Genomic DNA, 9720 nt, shown 5'->3' with positions numbered 1-9720 from the left:
GTTATGCTGTTACCGATGAAACATTATGATTTAGCGAGGCGATTTGCAGTCCAAACATAAAGCAGCTCAAGCGCAATCGTCGCACCAGCTAACGCTGTAATTTCGCTTTGGTCGTACGCTGGAGAAACCTCTACCACGTCCATACCAACCATGTTGATGCCTTGCAGGCCACGGATAATTTTCAGAACTTTATCTGAGTTCAAACCACCACACACTGGCGTACCAGTACCCGGCGCAAAAGCAGGATCCAGACAATCGATATCAAACGTTAGGTAAACTGGCTTATCACCAACAATACCTTTCACTTGAGCAATGATCTCGTCCACACTCATGTCGTTCGCTTGCATCGCGTTAATGACGTTGAAGCCGTGACCTTCTTGCTTATACTCGGTACGAATGCCGATCTGCACCGAGTGTTCTGGCGAGATAAGGCCTTCGTTTGGTGCATGGTAGAACATGGTACCGTGGTCGTAACGGCTACCTTGGTTGTAGGTGTCAGTATGTGCGTCGAAGTGAATCAACGCCATCTCACCGTACTTCTTACCATACGCTCGTAGTAGAGGCAGTGTAATGAAGTGATCGCCACCTAGACCTAACAGAGTTTTACCGCTATTTAGAATCGCATCAGCTGCTGCTTCCAAACGCTGAGTTAGGTCTTCTGCGTCACCGCAATCAAACACAAGGTCGCCAGCATCAATCACCGAGGTATGTTCAAATACATTGAAGTCCCACGGGAATTTCTTACCTTCCCACGCCAAGTTTACCGATGCACGACGAATCGCATCAGGTCCCATGCGAGCACCCGGGCGACCAGATGTCGCCATATCTAGCGGCGCACCCAAAACAACCACATCAGCGTCGTTGTCGATAGGGTTTTGAACCAGTGGGCGACGCATAAATGTCATCGCATTGGAGTACAGCGAGTAATCTGGTTTCGTAAATAGATCGTTCATTAAAAATCCTCAAGATAGGTGTAACCCATCAAGCCTTGCTCTAACTCTTCAAGTACGCTTTGCTGCTCTTGCGCTGGTACTTTCGCCGTTACCAATTCTTTGTAGTTCTGACGAATTAGGTCCATATCAATGTGAACATAACGCATCATGTCTTCTACCGTGTCGCCTTCATTGATGTAGTCAATGTTCGCTTCTCCGCTCTCATCAACATTCACCACAACACTGTGCGTATCACCAAATAGGTTATGCATATCACCCAAGATCTCTTGGTACGCACCCACTAGGAAGAAACCCATTAGGTATGGTTCATCTGGGTTCCACGCTGGCACTGGCAATGTTGTTTCAATGCCTTGACCGTCAACATACTGGTCAATCGTACCGTCAGAGTCACAAGTGATGTCCAATACAACAGCGCGACGCTCATCCGCATTGTCTAAACCGCTCAGTGGCAATACAGGGAACACCTGATCAATACCCCATGCGTCTGGCAATGACTGGAACAGTGAGAAGTTCACGAAGAACTTGTCCGCTAAACGCTCGCTCAACTCATCCAAAATTGGACGGTGGTAACGGTTCTTAGTACTCATGCGAGAGCTAAGCTCGTAGTTGATACGCAAAGACATCTGCTCAGCCCAAGCACGGTGCTGAAGGTTCAGCATACCGGTCGCAAATTGGTTGTGCGCTTCTGCAATATCACTCTGCGTGTCGTTGTAGATCTCAATCAACGCACGGTCGTCGTTACCAGCATCGAGTTCTAAGAAGTTCTTCCACATGTTGTTAAGCAACAGTGGTGCGTCTGCTTCTGGCGCTGCCATGTCTTCCGGTGAGTAGCTTTCAGTACCAATCACGTTGGTGATCAACACAGCATGGTGCGCAGTCAGTGAGCGACCAGACTCCGAAATAATCACAGGTTGTGGCTGATTGTAGAGTTTACAAATATCCCCTACTGTCATCACGATGTTACGAGCGTACTCAAGCAAGCCGTAATTCATTGAGTTTGAAGATTGGCTACGTGTGCCGTCGTAATCGACTGCCAAGCCACCACCAACATCTAAGAACTTCAGTTGAGCACCAATGTCACGCAGTTCACAGTAAAAACGAGCCGCTTCACTCACGCCATTTCGCACGTCACGAATGTTTGCCATTTGTGAACCTAGGTGGAAGTGCACAAGTTCAAGAACGTCCAGTTGATCTTCTGCTTTCAAGCGTTCAATAACGGTCAATACTTGTGATGCAGACAAACCGAATTTCGACTTCTCACCACCACTTGCTTGCCATTTACCTGCACCTTGAGAAGCAAGACGAATACGTAAACCCAAACGAGGTTTTACGCCAAGTGCTTTCGCTTCAGAAAGAACAAGATCAAGCTCTGACAACTTCTCTAGAACGATAAATACTTTGTGCCCTAACTTTTCGCCAATCAGCGCAAGACGGATGTATTCTCTGTCTTTGTAACCGTTACACACGATCACAGAACTCGCTTTTTGAGCCAGCGCCAATACCGCTAATAGTTCAGGTTTGCTGCCCGCCTCTAGGCCTAGCTGCTTTTGCTCTAATTGAGCTTGGCTCGCTAAGATCTCATCAACCACCTCTTTTTGCTGGTTAACTTTAATCGGATAAACCAGTAGGTAACGGTTGTCGTACTGATATTCTTCAATCGCTTGGTTAAATGCGTTACAGATATTGTGCACACGTTGATGCACTATTTGAGGAAAACGCACTAGAGCAGGTAAACCAATATTTCTTTGCTCTAACTGTTTTACGATCTTACTTAGAGGAACTTGATGATCGGTTTCGCTTGGTGAAACATACACTTCACCGTTGTCATCAATTCCATAAAAACCTTGGCTCCAGTGCTTTACATTATACTCAGCACGGATGCGTTCCAAATTAACCGAATTTTCCAATTCTAGAGACCTCACACTATAGGGCCATCGACAGAAGATACCTCTTTGGAATAGCGAGGTATAACCCAACAAAAAACGCTCAAAAACGATTTGTTGGCTGCATTAACCGATATTATGAAGAGCGAGTCCAACCATTGATATTTGTGGTTACGATTACGTTTTTTTATCGACAGATCGACTTAAAGTGACAGGTAAGGAATTACAAGGTTTTAGGGCAAAAATCAGGCTGAAGCGCATTAAATATAAAGCACTTTCTCATAAAAAATTAGGTGAATAAAATAGCATTCACACCTAAAATTCTTGCCTAATTTGGTGATGTTAAGTCAGGTTTGTGACAAATATTGGCACTTCCCTATCACAACTCTCGCTATCACCAACATAGCAAGTATCCTGTTATTCCAAGCCTATTGATGAGTGTTAAATCATGTCCGAAATGTACACCACCTACGCAAAGCAATACGACTCTGCTGCTCGCGATAATATTTATAATGCCCTATTGGAACGCCCATCAACCATAGCCTTACTTGATGATGTGAATGGGCTCGACATTGTCGACCTTGGCTGTGGCTCAGGTATTTACGCGCAATGGTTTATTGACCAAGGTGCAAACAAAGTCACGTGCACCGATCTGTCTCAAGATATGGTCGACCTAGTGAACGGAAAACAAATCCCCAATGTGACCGCATACGCGCAAGATGCTGCTCTTGGTTTACCCAAGGAAGCTAATAACAGCGCTGATGTCATCGTGTGTCCATTGGTGCTGCATTACATTGAAGACCTAAAACCTGTCTTTGATGACGTGTATCGCGTTCTAAAACCGGGCGGTTACATCGTATTTTCCACCCACCACCCTTTTGCGGATTTTGAGTGCACCCTTTCAGGTAACTACTTTGAGCGCGAATTCATTCAAGAAGAGTGGAACACGGTCGGAACACCCGTTCAGGTAAGCTTTTACCGACGTTCATTAACAGAGCTTTGCCAAGCGGTGAACCAATCTGGCTTGCTGATTTCACAAATCACTGAAGGCACAATCGACGAGAAAGCCAAAGCCATCTCTGAAGAAACGTACGAGCGCCTATCAAAAAACGTTAACTTCATCTTTATGCGTTGCGAGAAAGTCTCAGCCTAACCCGCAAGCAAATCGCGTGTGTCTTTGATTACGTCACAGGCACTTTTTATCTTCCTAACCATCTCAACTCAGCACCCGCTCAACTGAACAAAAAATAAACTTTTCTCGGCCATACCTTGTATTCAATCCCAACTTCTTGTAATTTTAACTGACCAACCAATCGGTCAGCCTTCGAATTTAGGGGATACTATGAGCCATAATCTAGACCTTGAACCAAACACGTCGAGCACCAACGACATGGATCAAATATTCAACCGACAACAAGATCACTACCGTAACAACGTTAATCCAACACTCGAGCAGAGACGAAATGATCTCTCAGTCTTGAAAAAACTATTAATGCGCTATCAAGAGCAGTTAATTGAAGCGGTATCTGAAGATTATGGCCATCGAGCAAAGCACGACAGCTTAATTGCTGACATCACCCCTTCCCTACACCAGATCAATTACAGTGATAAAAATCTGAAGAAGTGGTTGAAGCCTTCACGTCGAAAAGCCGGCTTGATGCTAACACCAGCCAAGATTACTGTGCATTATCAACCGGTAGGTGTGGTTGGCATCATCGTGCCTTGGAACTTCCCAGTTATGCTCTCTTTGGGTCCTCTCATCACAGCATTGGCTGCAGGTAACACTGCAATGCTCAAGATGTCTGAGTTTACTCCTGCAACAAACCGTGTTTTGAAAGCGATGTTGGCCGAAGGTTTCAGTGAAGAACAAGTGGCGATCATCGAAGGTGAAGCCGACGTTTCTGCTAAGTTTAGCCAGCTGCCGTTTGACCATATCCTGTTTACAGGCTCAACTTCTGTTGGTAAGCACGTAATGAAAGCGGCAGCTGCTAACCTAACGCCGGTTACACTTGAGCTAGGCGGAAAGTCTCCGACCATCATTGCGCCTGATTTCGATGTCGCTGACGCGGTTGAACGTATCTTGTTTGCCAAGAGTCTAAACGCAGGTCAAATCTGTGTTGCACCGGATTACATCTTGCTGCCACGAGAGAAAGTCGATGCATTTATCACCGCTTACAAGCGCTACTTCAAGAAGCTTTATAAAGCAGGAATTGAGAGCAAAGACTTAACCTCAGTGGTTAATATGCGCCAGTACAATCGATTAAAAGGTGTAGTTGAAGATGCGAAGTCAAAAGGTGCTGTGATACACACTGTCACCGAGCAGGCACAAGACGACGTGAACCATAGAATGACACCGCACCTTCTCACCGAAGTGAATGATGACATGGTGGCAATGCAAGAAGAGTTGTTTGGTCCTGTGCTTCCTATCGTGCCGTATGATTCAATTGACGAAGCGATAAGCTACATCACAACAAGAGAACGTCCACTTGCGCTGTACCTAATGAGTCACGACAAGAAAACCCAAGACCGATTCCTATCGGACACTCATTCAGGCGGCGTTTGTATCAATGACTCTTTGGTGCATGTAGCAGCAGAAGACGCACCGTTTGGTGGTATTGGCCCTTCAGGCATGGGACACTACCACGGTATTGAAGGCTTCAAGACCTTTAGCCATGCAAAAACCGTGTTGACTCGAGGCAAGATCAACTTCACTAAGTTGATGCACCCTCCATACAACAACCCAATCAAGAAAATGATGTTCAAAGTACTGAATCGATGATTACAAAAAGGCAAAAAATCCTAGATGCTGCGCTCCTACTCTTTTCCCAACAAGGGTTAGAGGGCACATCTACTGGGCAAATAGCGAAGACCGCCGGTGTAGCGAAAGCGACACTGTTTCATCACTTTGAGAACAAATCTCTACTGATTGATGAACTGTTTCGTGAATTGAAAGTAGAGCTATTTTCTACTCTGGCTCAGCACACCGAAATCGCTGAACAAAATCGCTATCAAGCCTTTAAATTCATGTGGATGACCGGAATTGAGTGGGCATTGGAAAACCCAGTCGCCATGAAGTTCTTCACCAATGTGCACTTTGACCCAACGACTCAAACTCGTGAAGTCATTGTTTCGCAAATGTTTGCGTCACTCGATGACATCATTTTGAAAGGACAGCAAGCCGAAGAGTTGATGGTGTTAGACATTAATCTCGTGAGACACTTCATCCATAGCCACTTTTTGATCTGTGCGAACTGGCTTATTGATCAACAAGAGCCGCAGCCAGAGCAGTCAGAAAAGTACATCAACGACAGTTTTGATATGTGCTGGCGTGCTATTGGTGGTCAAGCTCAGTCGTCCTATTAGCTAGATTATCTGCGAGCTATAAGCTAAATACCCTGCCATTTAGCAGTGTCAGGTTTCATCGAATCAATAAAAGCGTCTCATCGGCGCTTTTATTATTTGGGTACATTTTAATCACTTCACCCTGTTGACTTTCTAAGCCCGTATTCAGTACCATTCCACCATCATTTCAAAAGAGAATAACGCCATAATGAAGTACTAACATCCTGACATCCGATTTATTTTTTTAAAAATCATTTGGACACTCGGGGTTAGTGGGCGTTACTTCGTCATCTATTTTCGCGACAAATTAAGCTCTTAAAGATCCGCCTGTTTACGGCCTATATCTTCCAGAGCACACCTAAAAGACAGAAACTATCTCAATACCGCTTTCTCTCTTTCATTGGTCATCTACCTAAGTAACGCCTATGGCGATCTGTTGCAAGCATCCAGTTGGATCTTGCGCAGAAAAGCGCCTCGCCCCTTTTACTCGTTTATACGTAAAGGGAGGTATTTTTATGCCTACTATTTTAGCCAATAATCTCTCATTCCAGCTCGATACTGGTGAGTGGTTATTTCAAGACGTCACCTTCAATTTGAACTCGCGACTGACTGGCTTGGTTGGAAGAAACGGAGCCGGAAAATCGTTGCTACTTTCATTACTCACAGGGCAAGTGCAGCCGACATCTGGGAGTGTATCTAGACAAGGCTCGATTGGTTTCTACTCACAATTGCCTTCAGAACTTTTGGCTAGCACGATCAGCATTGCTGATTTCTTAGGTATCACGAATAAACTCAATGCCTTGCGAGCTATCGAACAAGGCAGCTGCGAGCATCAACATTTTGACATCGTTGGTGACGATTGGGATTTGCAAGAAAGCACTCAGAGGCTGTTGGCCAATCTGAAAATAACCAGCGAGTTGACCACGCCATGCAATACACTAAGCGGTGGGCAGCTTGCCCTTTTACAGCTTCATCAACTGTTTACTTCAGACCACACCATACTGATTCTCGATGAGCCGTCGAATCATTTAGACAGTGACGGGCGCAGCTGGTTAATAGAACAGTGCCAACAATTTGAAGGCAAAATACTGATGGTTAGCCATGACCGAAGCCTGTTGAGGCACATGGAAGGTATCTACCACCTCAACAGTTTGGGGTTACGTTTCTATAAAGGAAACTACGATGACTACTTCAAACAAATGTCGAATCAGGCCGATGCACTAGATAAACAGATTGCTCATCATCAATCAGAAAAGAGACGACTTGAACGCCAAGCTCAAGCCAACAAAGAAAAAGCACAACAGCGAGAGGCGCAAGGAAACCGACTGCGAAAATCAGGCAGTCAGCCCAAGATCTTACTGGATGCAATGAAAGACAAAGCCGGACGAACACAAACAGCATCAGCCACTAGCCAAAATAACTTAAAGGAGCAAAATCAAGATAAGCTTCAATCTCTAAAAGAACAAAAAGAGCAACTGAAACCGCAGGCCTTGTATTTACAACAGAGTAATAGCAAGAAAAAGCACGCGCTATTAACTGTTGAAGATTTCCGACTTGAATATGGGTCTGGTACTGCTATCAATTTTTCTCTGTCACAAGATGAGCGCTGTTATCTAAGCGGCGCAAACGGCTGTGGTAAGTCGACACTGTTGAAAGCGATTCACAACGAGCACTCGCACTACACTGGTACCATCAAACGCTTAGGATCTACGGTGTACCTTGATCAACACTTTGGTTTATTGGATCCCCATAACACCATGTTCGATAGCCTCATGACACATAGTGACGGGCTCACAGAGAGTGATGCTCGAACATTGTTGGCAGGCATCGGCTTTAGGCGTGATACCGTGTACCGCAAAGTCGCTCACCTAAGTGGTGGAGAGAAAATGAAGCTAGCGATGTTGATTGTCAGTCATAAGCAAGACTCCCCATTACTGCTGCTTGATGAGCCAGACAATCATTTAGATATCGACTCAAAGCAGATATTGGCGTCAGCTTTGCGTGAATACCAAGGAGCTTTTATCTTAGTCAGTCATGACTTGGATTTTGTTGAGGAGGTCGACGTTAGCCAAAATCGTATTCAGCTTTAACCTTGATATCAACAACCACTGAGTTTAGATAGGCGAGTATTGTTGCGGATACTCGCCTTTCTCGGTTGAGACAAGTAAACTACGCGCCTCGAACATCTATTCATAAGGCTAAGGTTTGCATACTCTAGAACAATTAAAATCAGGGCAACTTAAAGGTATTAAGCGCTTAAAATTATCAGAAGGTCTCACTGAGTTTCCATTAGAAATCTTGGACCTCGCCGATTCACTAGAGATTCTCGACCTTTCGGGGAATCAGCTATCAGACTTACCTGAAGAGATATCACAGCTTACTCACCTGCGTATTGTCTTTGCGTCGAATAACCTGTTCACGCACCTTCCTGATGTTCTTGGGTCACTTCCTAAGCTTGAAATGATCGGTTTCAAGACTAACCAAATCAAAACCGTAAGTGAAGTATCTCTACCACCTCAATTACGCTGGTTGATCCTGACCGACAACGCCATCGAAGTTCTACCGAACTCACTAGGTGAAAGACCAAGACTGCAAAAACTGGCACTCGCAGGTAACCAGCTTCGCGCTTTACCTGAGAGTATGGAAAAGCTATCCAACCTCGAACTAGTTCGCTTGTCTGCAAACCAACTGACTGAATTCCCAGAATTCCTTATCAAGCTACCAAAACTGGCTTGGCTAGCGTTTGCGGGTAACCCGTTTTGCAAACACCCTAGCAGCTTAGATAGCGTGCCTGCGGTTAGCTCTCAAAGCTATTCACTGAATCAAGTACTTGGCCAAGGCGCATCTGGCGTGATCTCGCATGCAAGCTGGCTAAACAGCGACTTCGATTTTCCACAGGAAGTGGCGGTTAAAGTGTTTAAAGGCGAAGTCACTAGTGACGGCTACCCACATGATGAACTGGAAGCGTGTCTTCAAGCAGGCCACCATAGCAACCTAGTAAAATCTATCGCCCAAGTTGAAGAACAGGACTACCTAGCTTTGGTGATGGAACTCATTCCTAGCAGCTACTACAACCTAGGGCTACCACCAACACTCGAGACTTGCACGCGTGATACTTTCCCTGAAGGTTTCCAACTTCCGATCTCGCAAATCGACAACATTGTGACTCAGATGATCGATGTATTTAATCACCTGCATGACAACAAGGTTTGTCACGGTGACTTGTATGCGCACAACACCCTAGTCAATGAACAAGGCCAAATGATCTTTGGTGATTTTGGAGCGGCGACCATCTACGGTTACCTGACTGAAGAGCAGCAACAAGGCATTCGACGTATCGAAGCTCGCGCTCTCAAGTACTTTATTGATGACCTACTAACGGTTTGTGTCAAGCAAGATGTTGGAAGTGAACTGCACTCACACTTAACAAACTTTGAAGCATAGACGCAGCAGATAAACCGAGTTGATAGAATGCTAACGCTCGGTTAGCTTGCCAAGAAACAACAAAGCCAACATCACTGTTGGCTTTTTGCTTTTTGCTT

At 45.2% G+C, this 9720-nt stretch carries 7 protein-coding genes; 5 read left to right on the top strand and 2 right to left on the bottom strand.

Features of this window, described 5'->3' with window-relative positions; translation table 11 throughout:
• Positions 1-23: 23 nt before the first annotated feature.
• Together speB and speA are read right to left on the bottom strand one after the other, a co-directional pair.
• The gene (speB, locus tag BCT81_RS21815; RefSeq protein ID WP_102425818.1) at positions 24-953 is read right to left on the bottom strand and encodes an agmatinase; all 930 of its coding nucleotides are present in this window, start codon (positions 951-953) and stop codon (positions 24-26) included.
• On the bottom strand, positions 953-2860 hold the full coding sequence (gene speA / locus BCT81_RS21810) for an arginine decarboxylase (protein WP_102425819.1): 1908 nt from the start codon (positions 2858-2860) through the stop codon (positions 953-955). The genes speB and speA overlap by 1 nt, the downstream gene beginning before the upstream one ends.
• 424 nt (positions 2861-3284) lie before the next feature.
• Here speA and BCT81_RS21805 point away from each other — a divergent pair, with 424 nt between their 5' ends.
• The 5 genes from BCT81_RS21805 (at position 3285) to BCT81_RS21785 (ending at position 9622) form a co-directional block, all read left to right on the top strand.
• Positions 3285-3989: a class I SAM-dependent methyltransferase gene (locus BCT81_RS21805; protein ID WP_102425817.1), complete on the top strand. Its 705-nt coding sequence runs from the start codon at positions 3285-3287 to the stop codon at positions 3987-3989.
• 189 nt (positions 3990-4178) lie between these two features.
• A complete protein-coding gene (locus BCT81_RS21800; protein ID WP_086713539.1) occupies positions 4179-5615 on the top strand; it encodes a coniferyl aldehyde dehydrogenase in 1437 nt (478 codons plus the stop codon).
• The gene (locus BCT81_RS21795; RefSeq protein ID WP_102425816.1) at positions 5612-6199 is read left to right on the top strand and encodes a TetR/AcrR family transcriptional regulator; all 588 of its coding nucleotides are present in this window, start codon (positions 5612-5614) and stop codon (positions 6197-6199) included. Before BCT81_RS21800 ends, BCT81_RS21795 begins: the two co-directional genes overlap by 4 nt.
• A 494-nt stretch (positions 6200-6693) precedes the next feature.
• A complete protein-coding gene (locus BCT81_RS21790; RefSeq protein ID WP_102425815.1) occupies positions 6694-8268 on the top strand; it encodes an ATP-binding cassette domain-containing protein in 1575 nt (524 codons plus the stop codon).
• Positions 8269-8383: 115 nt separating this feature from the next.
• Complete coding sequence (locus tag BCT81_RS21785) at positions 8384-9622, top strand: leucine-rich repeat-containing protein kinase family protein (RefSeq protein WP_102425814.1); 1239 nt, start codon at positions 8384-8386, stop codon at positions 9620-9622.
• Positions 9623-9720 lie beyond the last annotated feature (98 nt).

Origin of the sequence: Vibrio sp. 10N.261.52.A1 (assembly GCF_002876325.1) — a bacterium.
Lineage (GTDB): Bacteria > Pseudomonadota > Gammaproteobacteria > Enterobacterales > Vibrionaceae > Vibrio > Vibrio chagasii.
The sequence above is the reverse complement of the archived record's forward strand: the minus strand, read 5'-3'. Positions and strand labels throughout refer to the sequence as shown.

Bases quoted from the DNA above. Each gene is read 5' to 3' on its own strand.
- speB (WP_102425818.1), bottom strand. From the start codon at position 953: ATGAACGATCTATTTACGAAACCAGATTACTCGCTGTACTCCAATGCG.
- BCT81_RS21805 (WP_102425817.1), top strand. From the start codon at position 3,285: ATGTCCGAAATGTACACCACCTACGCAAAGCAATACGACTCTGCTGCT.
- BCT81_RS21800 (WP_086713539.1), top strand. From the start codon at position 4,179: ATGAGCCATAATCTAGACCTTGAACCAAACACGTCGAGCACCAACGAC.
- BCT81_RS21795 (WP_102425816.1), top strand. From the start codon at position 5,612: ATGATTACAAAAAGGCAAAAAATCCTAGATGCTGCGCTCCTACTCTTT.
- BCT81_RS21790 (WP_102425815.1), top strand. From the start codon at position 6,694: ATGCCTACTATTTTAGCCAATAATCTCTCATTCCAGCTCGATACTGGT.